Here is an 18592-nt window from a genome sequence, read left to right on the forward strand (position 1 = left end):
TCCGGCGCTTGAAGGGGTTTCGGCGTATATTCTCTCGCTTCGAGAAGCTTGATGTGATGTTCATCGGATTCATCAACTTCGCGCTAATAGTTGACGGACTGAAGATGTGTTAACACGCCCTAATCCGACCTACAAGTGGCTGGGCTTGTACTTTACCGACCTGCCGGGGGCCAAGGTTACGCCCCGCTGAAGCTCGACGTTTTGCACGTCGGGTTACACCTTCGGCTGACACGACCTACGCGCGCTTGCGTCAGCCTCCAACGATCAGCAACGGGTTGTAGCCGCTGCGCTCGTATTCGCCCTGCTCGGCCAGCAGTAGATCGAGCGCCAGGCTCGCCAGGTCGTCGGCAACCGGGTCGGCTCGTCCATGCAGTTCGCGCTGGGCCACCTTCAGGTAACTGTGGCACTCCCTGCAGGCTTCGGCCTGCACGGGCAGGAAGGGTTTGCCCTTGTCGTCATCGAGGCTGAAGTAGAGCAGCTTGGCGCTGTCGCATTCGCTGCACTTGACCCGTTCCAGATGCCACTCGGTGGCGCACAGGCTGCAGTGCAGATAGCGCACACCACTGCGCTGCTTCTCGCTGTGGATCACGCTGGCCACCGGCAGGGAGCCGCAGCAGGGGCAAAGCGCACGCGCCTGTTCGTCCGGTCTGTCTGGCGGTCTGGGCAGCGACAGGGCCAGACGCAGCCAGGCAACCTGCAGCGCGGCTGCTACCAAGGGCATCAGCCCGCGTGTTGCCTCGCTGCCGGGACGTACCTCCAGCACGTCTTCGGCCAGGGCGGCACTCTGCTCGTCCGGCAACTCGCGCAGGGCTTTGAGCAAGGGGCGCTGGCGCTCGCCCACATGCAGATCGAGCGCATCGAGAATCGCCAGCAGATCGGCCTGCCAATCGATATCGCGACGCAGCGCACGATGCCCCAGCGGCGGCATACCGTGCAACAGCGCGGCATCGAAGGCATCCGGCGCCGGTCGCCAGGCCGGCTCGCGTTCGTTCAATACCTGATGCTGTGCCTGAGCCAGGCGGGCCATGAACGCCAGAAACTCGTCCAGCGCCGGCACCTGCTCGACCAGTTCGCGCAGGCGCAGGGCACGTTTACTGAACAGTTTTGCCTCCGCCAGGATGACCTCGGGCGCCTGCATGATGCCCGAGGGTGCGCTTCCGTAGCTGTGGCTCACTTCAGCCCCTTTCATCGATGATCCTGTCATGGCCGGTCCTTCTGCGTTTCGCTGGTTGGCGAAGCGCTTTGCGCATCGGTCTTGCGGTTACGCATGATGTCCTCGTACCAGAGCGGGTGATGATGCCTGGCCCAGGCGTGGCTGACCCGGCCCTGGGTCATGGCACGGATGGAGCCCTTGACCCAGATGGCCGAGTAGATGTGGATCACCAGGGTGATGATGGCGATGAACGCCGCGTAGGCATGGATGGTCACCGCCCAGCGCAACGCCCATACCGGCATGCCATCGGCGATCCACGGGCGCCAGAGTACGAGGCCGGTGATCAACAAGATCGGCACCGTGGCGAGGAAGATCCAGTACACCAGCTTCTGCCCGGCGTTGTTCTTGCCCACCGCCGGCAGGCGCTCGTCACGGTTGCCGAGCACATCGCCAATCTGCCTGGCCCACTGCACATCGTGCCGGCGAAACAGGTTGTCGCTGAAGAAGCGCACCGCCTGAATGACGAACAGCAGCGACATGAATACACCGATATAGGGGTGCACGATTCGCGTCGGCTCGGGGCCGCCGAACAGTGCCGTGAGCCCGAAGAACGCCGGGTAGAAGAACGCCAGTCCGCTCAGGGTCAGCAGGACGAAGCAGATGGCGACGATCCAGTGGTTGACCCGCGTCCATCTGCCATAGCGGAGGATGCCGTGGCGAACATTGGAATGACTCATGGCCGGTCCTCCTCGCGACGGTCGAACTCACGGTCTGCTGTCGCCTTCTCGATGTCCGGGTCGTCCTCCGGCTCCTCCTTGGGCCCCTGGGTGACGTAGTGGAAGAAGCCAGCCAGCACCGAGATGCCGAGCGCCACCGACATGATCGGCTTGGTAATGCCCTTCCACAGCTCGACCGTCGGCGCGATATGCGGATCGCGCGGCAGGCCACTGTAGATCTCCGGTTTGTCGGCGTGCTGCAGCACGTACACCACATGGGTGCCACCCACGCCCGGCGGATCGTAGATACCGGCATTCTCGTAGCCGCGTCCGTTCAGGTGGGCCACCCGCATGGCACCGTAGTCGAGCATGTCTTCCTTGGTGCCGAACATGATCGCCGAGGTCGGACAACTCTTTACACAGGCCGGCTCAAGGCCGTTGAATACCCGGTCGGAGCACAGCGTACATTTGTAGGCCTTGTTGTCCTTCTTCGAGATGCGCGGGATATCGAACGGACAGCCGGCAACGCAATAGCCACAACCGATGCAGTGCTCGGAGTTGAAATCGACGATGCCGTTGGCGTACTGCACGATGGCGCCAGGGCTCGGGCAGGCCTTGAGGCAGCCGGGCTCCGCGCAGTGCATGCAGTTGTCCTTGCGGATCAGCCATTCGAGGTTGCCCTGTTCGTTCTCGTACTCGGAAAAACGCATGACCTCGAAGGATTCGGCGGTCAGGTCCTGCGGGTTGTTGTAGGTACCATCACAGGACCCCACCTCATCCCGCAGGTCGTTCCATTCCGAACAGGCCACCTGGCAGGCCTTGCAGCCAATGCAGACCGAGACGTCGATCAGCTTGGTCACCTTGTCCACGCCGCCCTGCCGCACCTGGGGTGAAGGCACCGTACTCGCCGAACGGGCGATGATGTTTTGCAGATTGATCTGGTCACCACGCATCAGGCGGTCCCTCCGATCTTCTCCACATTCACCAGAAACGACTTGAATTCCGGTGTCTGTGTATTCCCGTCACCCACGAAGGGCGTCAGGGTATTGGTGAGGTGCGCCTTCTTCGCCACACCCTTGAAGCCCCAGTGGATCGGAATACCGATCTGGTGAACCGTGCGACCGTCGATTTCCAGCGGAATCAAGCGCTTGGTCACCACCGCAACCGCAGTGATATAGCCACGCTTGGAGGTCACCCTGACCCGCTCGCCCGCACTGATTCCCAGCTCTGCGGCCAGCACTTCGCCAATCTCGATGAACTTTTCCGGCTGCGCGATGGCATTGAGCCGTGCGTGCGTCGTCCAGTAATGGAAGTGCTCGGTCAGCCGGTAGGTCGTCGCCGCGTAAGGGAAGTCCTTGTTGGAGCCGAACGAGTCGCGATCCTGCTCGAACACCCGAACGATGGGATTGTTGAAGGCCTGAGGGTTGTTCGGGCTCATGGGGTTGCGATCAATGGGCGACTCCATCGGCTCGTAGTGCTCTGGGAACGGCCCCTCGTTCAGCCATTCGGCTGCGAAGAAATGCCCGCCGCCACTCTGGGTGATGATGAACGGCCCCACGCCCGCGGACGGCGGCGAGGTCAGCGGGAAGTCCGGCACGTCGGCCCCCGTCCAGCGCTCGCCATCCCACCAGATGAACGCCTTGTTCGGCGCCCAGGGCGTGCCGTCGGGCCGCGCCGAAGCTCGGTTGTAGAGCACTCGGCGATTCATTGGCCAGGCCCAGGCCCAACCGATGGTATTGCCGGTGTCGTAAGGGTCCGAGTTGTCGCGCCGGGCCATCATGTTGCCTTCCTCGGTCCAGGCACCCGAATAGATCCAGCAACCACAGGCTGTGCTGCCATCGTCGCGCAGTTCGCTGAAGTCCTTGAGCAACTCGCCCTTGCGGCGAACGACCCGACCAGTGTCATCGGTCAGATCCACCAGCGCTCTGCCGTTGTACTCCTTGGCCAGCTCCTCCGCCGTAGGGTAGCTGGGCACCTTGTAGTTCCAGCTCATGTTGAGGATCGGATCGGGGAAGGCGCCCCCCTCCTCCTGATACATCTTCTTGAGTCGCAGCATCACCTCGCCAAGGATTTCCGTATCGGTCATCGACTCGCCCGGCCCAGGTACTGAGCGTTCGTGCCATTGCAACCAGCGCGAGCTGTTGGTGATGGAGCCGTCATCCTCGGCAAAGCAGGTGGTGGGCAGGCGGAACACCTCGGTGCCTATCTGCGAAGGATCGACGTCGTGGTACTCGCCGAAGTTCCTCCAGAACTCGCCGGTTTCCACCTTCAAGGGGTCCATGATCACCATGAACTTCAGCTTCGACAGCCCCGCAACCACTTTCGCCTTGTTGGGGAAGGCGGCAAGGATGTTGAAGCCCTGGCAGAAGGCGCCGGTCATCTTGCCCTGGGTCATGTCGTTGATGGCGTAGAGAATGTCGTAGGTGGGTACGGAAAGCTTCGGCAGCCAGTCGTAGCACCAGTCGTTTTCCGCCGTGGCGACATCGCCGTACCAGTCCTTCATCAGGCTGACGAAGAAGCGCTCGTAGAACTTCCAGTAGGACACCTCGCCTTCGACCAGCGGCTGCTTGATGCGCGTGCGCATATAGTCGGCATAGGTCTGCAGGTTGGCCGAGGGCAGGTTCAGGTAGCCCGGCAGCAGGTTGGAGAGCAAGCCGATGTCGGTCAGCCCCTGGATGTTGGAGTGCCCGCGCAACGCATTCACGCCACCGCCCGGCATGCCCATGTTGCCCAGCAGCAACTGCACCATGGCGCCGCAGCGGATGATCTGCGAGCCGATGGAATGCTGGGTCCAGCCCAGAGCATAAAGGATGGTCAGGGTCTTGTCGGGCGCCGACGTCTGGGCGATCAGCTCCCAGAGCTGGACGACCGTATCTCCCGGCATGCCGCAGATGTTCTCGACCTGATCCACCGTGTAACGGCTGTAGTGCTGGCGCAGCAGCTGGAACACGCAACGCGGATGCTGCAGGCTCGGATCGCGTCGGGCGAAGCCGCGCTCATCCATGTCGAAGTTCCAGGTCTGGCGGTCATAGGTCTTGCTGGCCGGGTCATAGCCGGTGAACAGACCTTCCTCGAAGCCGAAGCCTTCGGCCACGATCAGGCTGGCATCGGTGTACTCGCGCACGTATTCGTGGGCGTAGCGGTCATTTTCGATGAGGTAGTTGATCAGCCCGCCGAGGAAGACGATATCCGTGCCGGTGCGCAGCCAGGCGTGATAATCGGCCACCGCCGTGGTGCGGTTGAAACGCGGGTCGATGGAAATCAGGATCGCATCATTGCGCTCCTTGGCGCGCATGACCCAGCGGAAGCCAACCGGATGCGCCTCAGCCGAATTGCCGCCCATGGACAGGATGACATTCGCATTGGCGATGTCCGCCCAGTGATTCGTCATGGCACCGCGACCAAATGTTGGGGCAAGACCTGCCACCGTTGGTCCGTGTCAAACGCGCGCCTGGTTGTCCAGCTGGAGAATGCCCAGTGCCCGGGTGATCTTCTGCGTCAGATAAGCCGTTTCGTTGGTGCAGGCCGAGGCCGCCACCATCGAGGTGGTGAGCCAGCGATTGACCAGTCGGCCCTGCTCGTCATGGGTCTCGAAGTTCCTGTCGCGATCATCCTTCATGTGCCGGGTAATGCGCGTGAACGCCTCGTCCCAGCTGATGCGCTTCCACTCGTTGCTGAAAGGCTCGCGCACCTCGGGGAACTTGACCCGCGATTCACTCTTGATGAAATCCAGCACACCGGCTCCACGCGGGCACAACGAGCCGCGGCTGACCGGGTGATCGGGGTCGCCTTCGATGTGGAAGAGCTCATCGACGACATTGATCGACTGGTCACCGCATGAATAGAACAACATGCCGCAGCCTACCGAGCAGTAGGTGCAGATGTTGCGCGTCATGCGCGCGGCGCTGAGTTTGAAGTGGCGGACGGAAGCGACGGCTTCATCCGGGGCGAAACCCATCATGGCCATGCTCGACGCACCGACACCGGCGGCACCGAACTTGAGGAACTGGCGACGGGATACTCTCACGGTCATGGGTATCTCCTTGTAGTTATTGTTGGCAAGCCAACTGATCCAGTGGACTGCCTCGCTCGCTCGGGGTTCCGCTTCTGCACTTCTGGCGCCCCTGGCAAGTCGCCAGAGGGGCGACTCACCTGTCGATATTGAGCATAGATCAGCAATCGCTGGCGTCGAGCCGATGGCTGTCGTTGCGTTCGCAAGACAGCCGATGCCGCATGCTCAACCGTTGACCACCGTACCGCCGTTCACGTGGATCACCTGTCCGGTGACGTATGACGAATCGCTGCTGGCCAGATAGACGTAGGCCGGCGCGACCTCCTCCGGCTGTCCGGGGCGCTTGAGCGGCACGTTGGCGCCGAACTCGGCGACCTTGTCGGCATCGAAGGTGGACGGGATCAGCGGTGTCCATATCGGCCCCGGCGCCACCCCGTTCACCCGGATACCACGCTCGACCAGGCTCATCGACAAGGCACGGGTAAAGCCGACGATCGCACCCTTGGTCGACGAATAGTCGATCAGCATCGGGTTGCCCTTGTAGGCGGTCACCGAAGTCGTGTTGATGATCGAGGCGCCCTTACCGAGGTGTGGCAATACTGCCTGGGTCATCTGGAACATGCCGAAGACGTTGGTGCGGAAGGTCTTCTCCCACTGTTGCTGGGTGACGTCCTCGAAGCGCTCCTGCGGATGCTGTTCGGCGGCGTTGTTGACCAGGATGTCGAGCTTGCCGAATCTGGCCACTGTCTCATCGACCACCTTGCGGCAGATTTCCTGATCAGCTACGTCTCCGGCGAAAGTCAGGCATTGGCGTCCCTGTTCTTCCACCACACGACGGGTTTCGTCGGCGTCCTGGTACTGGTCCAGATAGAGAATCGCCACATCAGCGCCTTCACGGGCGAACAGCACCGCTACCGAACGCCCAATGCCGCTGTCACCGCCCGTAATGATCGCTACCTTGCCCTGCAGCTTGCCAGCGGCCTTGTAATCCTCGCCGCGAAACTCCGGGCGAGGCGTCATTTCGTCTTCCTTGCCGGGCTCCGGTTGCTGTTGTGGGGGCATTGTCTGCTTCTCGTCAGCCATGCTGATTCCTCCGTCAAGGGAATAACCTGTCTGCGGAGGACTGAGCGGGTAGCTGAAAAGTTTCTATCGGGTGATGAGAGGCAGCCTTAGAGGACTGCCCCGTTTCGTCACGAACGAAACGGGAACAGACCCAAGATCATTCGATGCGCAACGCGATGCGGCCTCGCGCCGCACCGCTTTCCAGATACTGATGCGCAGCGACGGCCTCTTCGAAGGGGAAAACCTTGTCGATCTGCGGGCCGACCAGCCGGTCGGCGGTCAGCTGGTTGATGTGCGACAGCGCCCGCTCCACCGCTTCACGGTTCTGTTCGATACCCATTTCCGGCTGACCGGTGAAGTCGCAGAGGCAATGCAGGAAGAACTTGAAGTTCTTCTTGAACGCCGCGCACGCGGGAAACGCCGTTTCGTTGCCGCCGATGATGCCGTAGAGAATCAGCTTGCCACGCGGTGCGATCACGTCGCCCAGCAGTTTCATCTGCGACCCACCGCAGGAGTCGAGTACGATCTCCACGCCCTTGCCATCGGTGATCCTGTCGAGGCGACCGACCAGATCCTCCTCCTCGGTGGCGATGACCGTCTCGGCACCCAGGTTCAGCAGGAATTCCCGGTCCTCACTGTGCGCGCAGGTTGCGATGACTCGCGCGCCAAGCGCTCTGGCCAGTTGCACCGCTGCCGGGCCGGTGCAGTGCCGGGCCTCGGTGACCAGCACGTACTGGCCAGGCTCCAGTTGCGCCAGTTCCACCAGTGCGAAATAGGAAATCAGCAATGGCGTGTAATGCACGCAGGCCTCGATGGGACTGAGCATGGCGGAGTAATGCACCAGGGCGGTCTGCGGAATGCGTACGTGTTCGCCGTAGAGTGGGTAATCGTTGAGATCGTGGGCCGGAAAGCTGGCCACCCGGTCACCGATGGCGAAACCCTCGACACCTTCGCCCACGGCCTCCACCACGCCGGCGACTTCGCTTCCCAATCCCGCTGGCAATCGCGCGTGACGCGGCGCCAGATCCTGCCGCCAGAGCACGTCGTTCCAGCTCACGCCGATCGCGGCGACCTTCACCAGCACCTCACCGGGGCCAGGTCTGGGTGTTTCCTGCTGCTCGTAGCGCAGCACCTCGGCAGGACCGAACTGATGGAAGCGGATGATGCGGGACATGGAAAGACCCCTCGATTACTACTGTGTTGAAGACTCTATCTGTCCAGTGAGCACAACTCCAGTCGCCAGGACGCATTCCGGTCGATAGTTGCCATGTCCGCCGATGATGATGGATTGCACGATAAGGCGTATGTATAGGCGCATCCCAGAGCGGCTGCACGCTGTTTGCAAGCGGAAATGGGCATGCGTAGCACGCATCGATCTGTCTAGAATGCAGTCGCAACGTTCGAGGAAGGGCTTACCGCCCGACCGCAGCATGAAGTGAATGGCATGAATCGCAACGACCTTCGCCGTGTGGATCTCAACCTGCTGATCGTTTTCGAGACACTGATGCACGAGCGTAGTGTGACCCGTGCGGCTGAGAAGCTGTTTCTCGGGCAGCCGGCGATCAGCGCCGCGCTCGCCCGCTTGCGTACGCTGTTCGACGATCCGCTGTTCGTGCGTACCGGTCGCAGCATGGAGCCCACCGCCCGCGCCGAGGAAATCGCGCGGCTGTTGTCGCCGGCGCTGGATTCGATCTCCACCGCCGTCAGTCGTGCCTCATCCTTCAATCCTGCTACCAGCACCCAGGTCTTCCGAATCGGTCTGACCGACGAAGTCGAATTCGCCCTGCTACCACCGCTGTTGCGTCGCATACGAGCCGAAGCGCCAGGGGTGGTGCTGGTGGTGCGTCGCGCCAACTACCTGCTGATGCCGGGGCTGCTGTCATCCGGAGAAATCTCGGTGGGCGTCTGCTACACCGAAGAACTGCCAGCCAATGCCAAACGCAAGGTATTGCGCCGCCCGAAGCCGATGCTGCTGCGCGCCGACGCCATCCCGGGGCGCATCAGCATGGAAGATTACTGCTCGCGTCCGCATGCCATGGTGTCCTTCGCCGGCGACCTCAATGGCTATATCGATGAGGAGCTGGCACTGCATGGCTGCAAGCGTCGAGTGGTACTCGCCGTACCGCAGTTCAACGGCCTGGCGAGCCTGCTGGCGGGCACCGATCTGGTGGCCACCGTCCCGGATTACGCCGCCGCAGCCCTGGCGGCCAACGGCGGCGTGCGTGCCGAACCACTGCCGTTCAAGACCAGCCAGGATTTCGAACTGTCCATGGCCTGGCGCGGCGCCCAGGACAACGACCCCGCCGAGCGCTGGCTACGCTCGCGCATCCAGATGTTCGTGGGTGATCCGGATAGTCTCTGAATGCGGTAGGCCCAACGTTGACATTGGTTTTAGGGCAAGGCCGCCGGAGGCCCAGCCTTTATCTTTTTCGCCGAGAACAGCTAATTCTTTATCAAATTTGCATGAACGTTAGCGTTCTAGCGCTTATCGAATTATTGTTTTCGCGCATGCGCCCCTGTTGGTTATTATTTTTCGGCTCTTGTTAGGGGATTCGACAATGCAAGTAGGTTTCAAGGCACTCGCCGATCGCTACGGTATCGCGCTTGCGCAACCCCTGCGTGTCGAATCGGTGATCGGCACGACACGAATGAGCCGCGAGAGCAACGGACATGTCGAGAACAAGTATCCCGCCAGCTACCAGCCGGCGGACAACTTCGCGGGGCATTTCGAGTTTGGGCTCAAGTACGAGGACATCCACCTCGAGTTTTTCGCCCGGCTGTTTGCGGTTGTCGGCCCGGAGCCGATCGAAGCCTGGTGCCGGCAAGCGCCCTTTGGGCAATATGCCCGTCGCACCGGATTCCTCTACGAGTGGCTGACCGGGCAGCACCTTGATGTGCCCGATGTCACCAATGGCGGCTATGTCGATGCCATTTCATCGCAGCGATATCTGACCCGCGTTGAGCCACTGCGGATACGGCGCTGGCGCATCAACAATAATCTTCCCGGCGTGCCGGCGTTCTCCCCCCTGATCCGCCGTACCGAAGCCGTACAGGAAGCATTGCAATTTGACCTGGACGCAGCACTGCGTGAGCTGAACCAGACCTTTGGCGCCGATATCCTGATGCGCACGGCCAGTTGGCTGACGCTCAAGGAATCGCGTGCAAGCTTTCTCATCGAGAAAGAGGCGGACAAGGCCGACAGGATCCAGCGGTTTGCCCATGTGATCGCCAAGTACTGCGGCCATATCGAAGATCCGTTGAGCAACGACAGTCTGCACACGCTGCAAGCCGGTATTCTGGGGCATGAGGCCTTCGGACTGGGTCTGCGGCGCTCGCCGGTCTTCGTCGGACAGGCGACCATGCGCGAGGACATCGTGCACTACATTGCGCCGCCATCCGAGGTGCTACCGCAACTGCTGGATGGCCTGAAAGCATTCGAGCGGGCAACACGGGGCGCCGAGCCGCTGGCTCGGGCAGCAGCACTCGCCTTTGCCTTTGTGTATATCCACCCCATGCGGGACGGCAATGGCCGGATCCATCGTTTCCTGATCAATGACACCCTGATTCGCGACAAGGCAGTGCCTGATGGCGTGATCCTGCCGGTATCGGCCACCATCACGAGTTCCATCGATTTCCGGGCGCGCTACGACCGTACGCTGGAGGTTTTTTCGCGGCCCTTCATGCAACGTTACGCAGCGTCCTATCGGTTTGGCGAACTCGTCGTCTACGAGGATGGCACCCCGAGCAACCTGGCCTTCGATGACTACGACGACGCGCAATTCGCATGGCGCTATCCCGATCTGACCGAACACGTCCTGTACACGGCACAGGTCGTGGCGCATACGGTCCGTACCGAGATGGCCGATGAGGCCCGTATGCTGATCATTTTCCAACGCGCCCAGGAGCGACTCAAAGAAGTGCTGGAAATGCCGGACCAGGATACGAACCGCATCATTCGCTCTCTCAAGGAAAACGGCTGGCAGGTATCCGCCAAGTTGAAGAAAGCGTATCCGCAATTGGACGACGCTCAGCGGGCGGAACGCGTCGTGGAAGCCGTGCGCTGCGCCTTCGAAGAACGAGAGATGGGGACCCGCGAAGAGTGATCTTCGACCTTTACACCTCTGCCTTCTACACAAATTCATGTCCTGACCGAACGGTATGACAGTGGGTTGAGCCGCCTCACGGCGAAATCCGACGGGACAGCGCGCGCGTTGGGCTTCGCTACGCCCGACATCGGCGGTCCCACTCAGCCTGCGATAGCCACAGATCATCGGCGAATGGCCTCGCGTGCACCTGATGCCGAACGCCAAACCATCATCGCCGATGATATTCACCTTTGCCTCGTTCGATTTCTGCTGCACCGCCCGACCGCGCAGACTCCCGCCCATCGATAAATCCGAGTTGTGGAGTCAAGCATGGAATCTTCCCTCAACGCCTTGCGTTTCCCTCTGGTCGCGCTGGTCATGGTCGTCGCCGCCGGGTGCGGCAAGGCGCCCGAGGCCACGCAGTCGGCAGCCGCGCCGCCGGCTGTCAGCGTCGCCCAGGTCATCAAGCATCAGGTCACCGAATGGGACGAACTCACCGGGCATCTGGAGGCGCCGGAGTCGGTGGAAATCCGCCCGCGCGTCTCCGGCTTCATCCACAAGGTGGCGTTCGAGGAAGGCGCCCTGGTGAAGAAAGGCGACCTCTTGTTCCAGATCGACCCGCGTCCCTTCGAGGCGCAGGTCAAGCGGCTGGAAGCCGAGCTGCAGCAGGCCCGCGCGATCCAGCAGCGTACGGCCAGCGAGGCCCAGCGGGGCGAGCGGCTGCGCGCCAACAACGCGATTTCCGCCGAACTGGCCGACGCACGGGTCAGTGCCGCCAGCGAGGCGAAATCCGCGGCGGCGGCGATCCAGGCACAGCTGGAGGCAGCAAGGCTCGATCTCGGCTTCACCCGCGTCAGCGCACCCATCGATGGCCGCGTGGGACGTGCGCTGATCACCGCCGGCAACCTGGTCAACGCCGGCGAAGCGCTGCTCACCACACTGGTTTCCACCGACAAGGTTTATGCCTACTTCGAGGCCGACGAGCGCACCTACCTGAAGTACCGCGCGCTGGCGCGCGAAGGCCAGCGCGGCGAGGCGACGCCCGTCTACCTCGGCCTGTCCAGCGAGGATGGTCATCCGCATCTGGGGCACATGGACTTCATCGACAACCAGGTCGATCCGCGCACCGGCACCATTCGCGGCCGGGCGGTGTTCGACAACCGCGACGGCCGCTTCACCCCCGGGCTCTATGCGCGGCTGAGGCTGGTCGGCAGCGCCACCTACGATGCGGTGCTGATCAAGGACGTGGCCGTGGGCACCGACCTGGGCAAGAAGTTCGTGCTGGTGCTCGGGGACGACGGCAAGGTCGATTACCGCTCTGTCGAGCTGGGACCGAAACTCGAAGGCCTGCGCATCGTCCGCAACGGCCTCGGTGAAGGCGAAACCATCGTCGTCAACGGCTTGCAGCGCATCCGCCCGGGCAATGCGGTCGAGCCGCAGAGCGTGCCGATGGCCGACGCCGACACCCTCGCCGCGCTGCAGGAGCAGCACCGCGCCATCAGTGCCGCACTCAAGCCGCAGGTGGTGGACCGCAGCATGCCGCAGCCGCCCAGTACCTGAGCCCGGCGCTGCGCCAGCAGTCGCGCCGCACCACACAACAACAGATTCCGCCAGGGTGCGTGTTGCGCACCCTCTCCCCCGGAGTGCGTCATGAATTTCTCGCAATTCTTCATCAAGCGGCCGATTTTCGCCGCCGTGCTGTCGCTGGTGATCCTCATCGGCGGCGCCATCTCGCTGTTCCAGCTGCCGATCAGCGAATACCCGGAGGTCGTCCCGCCCACCGTGGTGGTGCGTGCCGAATTCCCCGGCGCCAACCCCAAGGTGATCGGCGAAACCGTCGCCTCGCCGCTGGAACAGGCCATCACCGGCGTCGAGGGCATGCTCTACATGTCGTCCCAGGCCACCGCCGACGGCAAGCTGACGCTGACCATCACCTTCGCCCTCGGCACCGACCTGGACAACGCCCAGGTGCAGGTGCAGAACCGCGTGACCCGCACCATGCCGAAGCTGCCCACCGAGGTGCAGCGCATCGGGGTTACGGTGGACAAGGCCTCGCCGGACCTGACCATGGTGGTGCACCTGACCTCGCCGGATAACCGCTACGACATGCTCTACCTGTCCAACTACGCCGCGCTCAACGTCAAGGACGAGCTGGCGCGACTGGACGGCGTCGGCGACGTGCAGTTGTTCGGCATGGGCGACTATTCGCTGCGCGTCTGGCTCGACCCGAACAAGGTGGCCTCGCGCAACCTCACCGCCAGCGACGTGGTCGCCGCCATCCGCGAGCAGAACCGCCAGGTCGCCGCCGGTGCCCTGGGCGCGCCGCCGGCACCGGGCGCCACCGATTTCCAGCTGTCGATCAACACCCAGGGGCGGCTGGTCGACGAGGAAGAATTCGAGAACATCGTAGTGCGCGCCGCCGAGGACGGCGAGATCACCCGCCTGAAGGACATCGCCCGCATCGAGCTGGGTTCCAGCCAGTACGCCCTGCGTTCGCTGCTCAACAATCAGCCGGCGGTGGCTCTGCCGATCTTCCAGCGTCCGGGCTCGAATGCCATCGAGATATCCGACTCGGTTCGTGCACGCATGGCCGAGCTGAAGCAGGAATTTCCCGAGGGCGTGGACTACGAGATCGTCTACGACCCGACCATCTTCGTCCGTGGCTCCATCGAGGCGGTGGTGCACACCCTACTCGAAGCCATCGTACTGGTGGTGCTGGTGGTGATCCTGTTCCTGCAGACCTGGCGCGCCTCGATCATCCCGCTGGCCGCCGTGCCGGTGTCGCTGATCGGCACCTTCGCGGTCATGCACATGCTGGGCTTCTCGCTCAATGCGCTGTCGCTGTTCGGCCTGGTGCTGGCCATCGGCATCGTGGTGGACGACGCCATCGTCGTGGTGGAAAACGTCGAGCGCAACATCGGCCTCGGCAAGTCGCCGGTGGACGCCACCCGCCAGGCGATGAAGGAGGTCACCGGGCCGATCGTCGCCACCGCCCTGGTGCTCTGCGCGGTGTTCATCCCCACTGCCTTCATTTCCGGCCTCACCGGGCAGTTCTACCAGCAGTTCGCGCTGACCATCGCCATCTCCACGGTGATCTCGGCGTTCAACTCGCTGACCCTGTCGCCGGCATTGGCTGCCACCCTGCTCAAGGCCCACGATGCGCCGAAGGACGGTTTCTCGCGCCTGCTCGACCGCTTGCTCGGCGGCTGGCTGTTCCGCCCGTTCAACCGCGTCTTCGACCGCGCCAGCCACGGTTACGTCGGCGTGGTGCGGCGCATCCTGCGCGCCAGCGGCATCGCCCTGGTGGTCTACGTGGGACTGGTCGGCCTCGGCTACCTGGGCTTCGCCAGCACGCCGACCGGCTTCGTCCCGCCGCAGGACAAGCAGTATCTGGTCGCCTTCGCCCAGTTGCCGGACGCCGCCACCCTCGATCGTACCGAGGCGGTGATCCAGCGCATGTCGGACATCGCCGGCAAGCACCCGGGCGTGGAGAACACCGTGGCCTTCCCCGGCCTGTCGATCAACGGCTTCACCAACAGCCCGAACAGCGGCATCGTCTTCACCCCGCTCAAGCCCTTCGACGAACGCAAGGACCCGGCGCTCTCGGCCAATGCCATCGCCGCCGACCTCAATGGCCAGTTCGCGCAGATCCAGGACGCCTTCATCGCCATCTTCCCGCCGCCACCCGTGCAGGGCCTGGGCACCATCGGCGGCTTCCGCGTGCAGGTGCAGGATCGCGACAACCTCGGCTACGAGGCGCTCTACAGCGAGGTGCAGAACATCATCGCCAAGAGCGCGGACTATCCGGAACTGGCCGGGCTGTTCACCAGCTACCAGGTCAACGTGCCGCAGGTGGACGCCGACATCGACCGCGAGAAGGCCAAGACCCACGGCGTGGCCATCGACCAGATCTTCGACACCATGCAGGTCTACCTCGGCTCGCTGTACGCCAACGACTTCAACCGCTTCGGCCGTACCTACCAGGTCAACGTCCAGGCCGACCAGAAGTTCCGCCTGGCGCCCGAGCAGATCGGCCAGTTGAAGGTGCGCAACGACCGCGGCGAGATGGTCCCGCTGTCGACCTTCGTCAAGGTCAGCGACAGCGCCGGCCCGGATCGGGTGATGCACTACAACGGCTTCCTCACCGCCGAGATCAACGGCGCCGCCGCGCCGGGCTACAGCTCCGGCCAGGCCGAGGCGGCCATGGAACGCCTGCTGCGGGCCGAGCTGCCCAACGGCATGAATTTCGAGTGGACCGAACTGACCTACCAGCAGATCCTCGCCGGTAATACCGCGATATTCGTCTTCCCGCTCTGCGTGCTGCTGGCCTTCCTGGTGCTGGCCGCCCAGTACGAGAGCTGGAGCCTGCCGCTGGCGGTGATCCTGATCGTGCCGATGACGCTGCTCTGCGCGATCGCCGGGGTGATCCTGGCCGGCAGCGACAACAACGTCTTCACCCAGATCGGCCTGATCGTGCTGGTGGGCCTGGCCTGCAAGAACGCCATCCTGCTGGTGGAGTTCGCCAAGGACAAACAGGAAGAAGGCATGGACCGCCTCGCCGCGGTGCTGGAAGCCTGCCGTCTGCGTCTGCGGCCGATCCTGATGACCAGCTTCGCCTTCATCATGGGCGTGGTGCCGCTGGTGCTGTCCAGCGGCGCCGGCGCCGAGATGCGCCATGCCATGGGCGTCGCGGTGTTTTCCGGGATGCTCGGGGTGACCTTCTTCGGGCTGCTGCTGACCCCGGTGTTCTATCTGGTGATCCGCGCCTTCGTCGAGAAACGCGCGGCGCGCAAGGCGGTATTCGAGGAGGCCCGCGCATGAAGTTCTTCGCCCTTTCCCTGCTCGCCCTGGCCATGGCCGGCTGCGCCGTCGGCCCGGACTACCGGGCGCCACAGCCCGAGCCCGCGCGCATCGCCCATGCCGAGGACAGCGACTACGACCGCTCGCGCTTCGAGTCCGCTTGGTGGCATCAGTTCGAAGACCCGACGCTGGACGCTCTGGTCGTACAGGCCCTGGCCGAGAACCGCGAACTGCGCATCGCCTATTCGCGTCTGCGCGCGGCGCGAGCGATCCGCGACGACGACGCCAATGATCGCTTCCCCACGGTCACCGCTGGCGCCAGCGCCGATATCGGCAAGGCACAGCAGCCCGGCGTCACCGAGCGGCGGGTCAATGCCGAACGCTACGACCTGGGCCTGGACATGGCCTGGGAGCTGGACCTGTTCGGTCGTATCCAGCGTCGCCTCGATGCCAGCGAGGCCCAGGCCGAGGCCGCCGAGGCCGAACTCTACCAGTTGCAGGTCAGCCTGATCGCCGAGCTGGTCGACGCCTATGGCCAACTGCGCGGCGCCCAGCTGCGCGAGCGCATCGCCCGCGACAACCTGGCGAACCAGCGCGATTCACACGAACTGACCGAGCAGTTGCGCGATGCCGGCATGGGCAGCGAGCTGGACGTGCTGCGTGCCGACGCACGCCTGGCCGCCACCGAGGCCAGCCTGCCGCAACTGCAGGCGCAGCAGGCCCGTGCGCGCAACCGCATCGCCACCCTGCTCGGCCAGCGCGCCGATCGGCTCGCGGTGGACCTTTCGCCGCGCGAGCTGCCGGCGATCGCCAAGGCCCTGCCAATCGGCGATCCCGGCGAGCTGCTGCGCCGGCGGCCGGACATCCGTGCCGCCGAACGCCAGCTGGCCGCGGCGACCGCCACAGTCGGCGTGGCGACCGCCGACCTGTTCCCGCGGGTGAGCCTGTCCGGCTTTCTCGGCTTCATCGCCGGGCGCGGTTCGCAGATCGGCTCCAGCGCGGCCGAGGCCTGGGGCGTGGCGCCGAGCATCAGCTGGGCGGCGTTCGACCTGGGCAGCGTGCGCGCCCGCCTGCGCGGTGCCGAAGCCGACGCCGACGGCGCGCTGGCGAGCTATGAGCAGCAGGTGCTGCTGGCGCTGGAGGAATCGGAAAATGCCTTCAGCGATTACGCCCGCGCCCAGGAACGCCTGCTGTCGCTGCTGCGCCAGTCCACGGCCAGTCGTGCGGCGGCGCAGCAGGCGGAGATCCGCTACCGCGAAGGCACGGTGGACTTCCTCGTGCTGCTGGACGCCGAGCGCGAACGGCTCGCCGCCGAGGATGCCCAGGCGCAGGCGGAAGTGGAGGTCTATCGTGGGGTCGTCGCGCTCTACAAGACACTGGGCGGAGGTTGGCAGCCGAGCAGCAGCTGAGCGGCTTTACGATGGGGCATTGCGGCTCAAAATGTGATCTGTTCCCGGTCCCAACGGTCAGGATGGCGGTTTTGCAAGAAAGCGCTTTTGGTGATGCTGTTAATTTGGCATAACGCTTCGTTGACGTGCAGTCGAAACCCGGCTGCCGCATGTACTGCCATCCCAACAAAGAGAAGTGCCGTTCATGATCAAGCCGATTGTCACTCTCGCCGGCCTGGTGTTCGCCATGACCGGCGCAGCTGCCCAGGCCGACCCCATCGTCATCAAGTTCGCTCACGTCGTCGCCGAAGAGACCCCGAAAGGCAAGGGCGCCCTGCTCTTCAAGCGCCTGGTCGAGGAACGCCTGCCGGGGCAGGTGCGCGTCGAGGTCTATCCCAACTCCACCCTCTATGGTGACGCCAACGAGCTGGAGGCCCTGAGCAACAACGACGTTCAGTTGCTGGCACCTTCGCTGGCCAAGTTCGAGCGATACACCAAGCAGCTGCAGGTCTTCGACCTGCCGTTTCTGTTCGATGACCTGGAGGCTGTCAATCGCTTCCAGAAGCGTTCCAAAGGGCGGCAACTGCTGCGCTCGATGGAAAAGGAAAACATCACGGGCCTGGCCTACTGGCACAACGGCATGAAGCAGCTGTCCGCCACCCGTGCCATGCACTTGCCGAGCGATGCATCAGGGCTGAGCTTTCGCATTCAGCCGTCTGCAGTACTGGAATCCCAATTCACCCAAGTAGGTGCATCGACCAAAAAAATCGCCTTCGGCGAGGTTTACAGCGCACTGCAGAGCGGCACTGTGCAGGGCGCGGAAAACCCCTGGTCGAACATCTACAGCCAGAAGATGCACAGCGTGCAGCCTTACATCACCGAAACCAACCACGGCGTGCTGGACTACATGCTGGTGAGCAACACACGCTTCTGGTTCGGCATTCCCCATCAGATTCGCACCGAGCTTGAAGGCATCATCGATGAAGTGACCTACGAGGTGAACCGCGCAGCCGAAGACGCGAACCAGACCGACCGCACGCGCATCATCAATGCCGGCACCTCGGAAATCATCGAGCTGAGCCCGGAACAACGCGAAGCCTGGCGCGAGGCGATGCGCCCGGTCTGGCAGCAATTCGAATCAGTCATCGGCGAAGACATCATCAAGGCAGCGCAAGCCGTCAATCGCAAACAGCGCAACTGAGCGTAGGTCGGATTAGCCAAAGGCGTAATCCGACGATGCGTGGCGTAACTCAACGAGCAACCTCAGCCCCCGCCCGTCGGGTCGATAAAGCCTGGCCCGACCTACGAAACCCTTGCCATTTGTAGGTCGGATTAGCCGAAGGCGTAATCCGACGATGCGTGGCGTAACCCAACGA

Annotated in this window: 12 protein-coding genes and 1 pseudogene; 7 read left to right on the plus strand and 6 right to left on the minus strand. The window is 63.3% G+C overall.

Annotated features, from left to right (window positions below; translation table 11 throughout):
* Positions 1-113, plus strand: a pseudogene (locus tag G7020_RS20970) (IS5/IS1182 family transposase); the annotation flags it as partial.
* A 137-nt stretch (positions 114-250) separates the two neighbouring features.
* Here G7020_RS20970 and fdhE read toward each other — a convergent pair.
* The 6 genes from fdhE to G7020_RS21000 all read right to left on the minus strand — a co-directional run bounded on the left by fdhE (position 251) and on the right by G7020_RS21000 (position 8117).
* Entirely contained in the window at positions 251-1189 is a 939-nt protein-coding gene (fdhE, locus tag G7020_RS20975) for a formate dehydrogenase accessory protein FdhE (RefSeq protein WP_258189420.1), read from the minus strand.
* 11 nt (positions 1190-1200) lie between these two features.
* Entirely contained in the window at positions 1201-1890 is a 690-nt protein-coding gene (locus G7020_RS20980; RefSeq protein ID WP_181086918.1) for a formate dehydrogenase subunit gamma, read from the minus strand.
* Positions 1887-2822 carry a formate dehydrogenase subunit beta gene (gene fdxH, locus G7020_RS20985; protein ID WP_181086919.1) on the minus strand — a complete coding sequence of 312 codons (936 nt, stop codon included), beginning with the start codon at positions 2820-2822 and terminating at the stop codon, positions 1887-1889. Before fdxH ends, G7020_RS20980 begins: the two co-directional genes overlap by 4 nt.
* Positions 2822-5896 carry a formate dehydrogenase-N subunit alpha gene (gene fdnG, locus G7020_RS20990; protein WP_181086932.1) on the minus strand — a complete coding sequence of 1025 codons (3075 nt, stop codon included), beginning with the start codon at positions 5894-5896 and terminating at the stop codon, positions 2822-2824. The genes fdxH and fdnG overlap by 1 nt, the downstream gene beginning before the upstream one ends.
* A gap of 210 nt (positions 5897-6106) precedes the next feature.
* The gene (locus G7020_RS20995; protein WP_181086920.1) at positions 6107-6964 is read right to left on the minus strand and encodes an SDR family oxidoreductase; all 858 of its coding nucleotides are present in this window, start codon (positions 6962-6964) and stop codon (positions 6107-6109) included.
* 136 nt (positions 6965-7100) lie between these two features.
* On the minus strand, positions 7101-8117 hold the full coding sequence (locus G7020_RS21000; RefSeq protein WP_181086921.1) for a zinc-dependent alcohol dehydrogenase family protein: 1017 nt from the start codon (positions 8115-8117) through the stop codon (positions 7101-7103).
* A gap of 270 nt (positions 8118-8387) precedes the next feature.
* Between G7020_RS21000 and G7020_RS21005 the strand changes: the two genes are divergently transcribed.
* From G7020_RS21005 to G7020_RS21030, 6 genes are all read left to right on the plus strand, one after another.
* Entirely contained in the window at positions 8388-9305 is a 918-nt protein-coding gene (locus G7020_RS21005; protein WP_258189423.1) for a LysR family transcriptional regulator, read from the plus strand.
* 196 nt (positions 9306-9501) lie between these two features.
* Positions 9502-11046, plus strand: coding sequence for a Fic family protein (locus G7020_RS21010; protein ID WP_181086922.1), 1545 nt, complete (start codon positions 9502-9504; stop codon positions 11044-11046).
* A gap of 312 nt (positions 11047-11358) precedes the next feature.
* Positions 11359-12588, plus strand: coding sequence for an efflux RND transporter periplasmic adaptor subunit (locus tag G7020_RS21015; protein WP_181086923.1), 1230 nt, complete (start codon positions 11359-11361; stop codon positions 12586-12588).
* Positions 12589-12678: 90 nt separating this feature from the next.
* Complete coding sequence (locus tag G7020_RS21020) at positions 12679-15849, plus strand: efflux RND transporter permease subunit (RefSeq protein ID WP_181086924.1); 3171 nt, start codon at positions 12679-12681, stop codon at positions 15847-15849.
* On the plus strand, positions 15846-17237 hold the full coding sequence (locus G7020_RS21025) for an efflux transporter outer membrane subunit (RefSeq protein WP_181086925.1): 1392 nt from the start codon (positions 15846-15848) through the stop codon (positions 17235-17237). Before G7020_RS21020 ends, G7020_RS21025 begins: the two co-directional genes overlap by 4 nt.
* A 187-nt stretch (positions 17238-17424) precedes the next feature.
* Complete coding sequence (locus G7020_RS21030; RefSeq protein ID WP_181086933.1) at positions 17425-18417, plus strand: DctP family TRAP transporter solute-binding subunit; 993 nt, start codon at positions 17425-17427, stop codon at positions 18415-18417.
* Positions 18418-18592: the final 175 nt, after the last annotated feature.

Origin of the sequence: Stutzerimonas stutzeri (assembly GCF_013522825.1) — a bacterium.
GTDB classification, from domain to species: Bacteria; Pseudomonadota; Gammaproteobacteria; order Pseudomonadales; family Pseudomonadaceae; genus Stutzerimonas; species Stutzerimonas stutzeri_AK.

Coding starts and splice junctions, on each gene's coding strand:
- fdhE (WP_258189420.1), bottom strand. CDS start 1,189: ATGAAAGGGGCTGAAGTGAGCCACAGCTACGGAAGCGCACCCTCGGGC.
- G7020_RS20980 (WP_181086918.1), bottom strand. CDS start 1,890: ATGAGTCATTCCAATGTTCGCCACGGCATCCTCCGCTATGGCAGATGG.
- fdxH (WP_181086919.1), bottom strand. CDS start 2,822: ATGCGTGGTGACCAGATCAATCTGCAAAACATCATCGCCCGTTCGGCG.
- G7020_RS20995 (WP_181086920.1), bottom strand. CDS start 6,964: ATGGCTGACGAGAAGCAGACAATGCCCCCACAACAGCAACCGGAGCCC.
- G7020_RS21000 (WP_181086921.1), bottom strand. CDS start 8,117: ATGTCCCGCATCATCCGCTTCCATCAGTTCGGTCCTGCCGAGGTGCTG.
- G7020_RS21005 (WP_258189423.1), top strand. CDS start 8,388: ATGAATCGCAACGACCTTCGCCGTGTGGATCTCAACCTGCTGATCGTT.
- G7020_RS21010 (WP_181086922.1), top strand. CDS start 9,502: ATGCAAGTAGGTTTCAAGGCACTCGCCGATCGCTACGGTATCGCGCTT.
- G7020_RS21015 (WP_181086923.1), top strand. CDS start 11,359: ATGGAATCTTCCCTCAACGCCTTGCGTTTCCCTCTGGTCGCGCTGGTC.
- G7020_RS21020 (WP_181086924.1), top strand. CDS start 12,679: ATGAATTTCTCGCAATTCTTCATCAAGCGGCCGATTTTCGCCGCCGTG.
- G7020_RS21025 (WP_181086925.1), top strand. CDS start 15,846: ATGAAGTTCTTCGCCCTTTCCCTGCTCGCCCTGGCCATGGCCGGCTGC.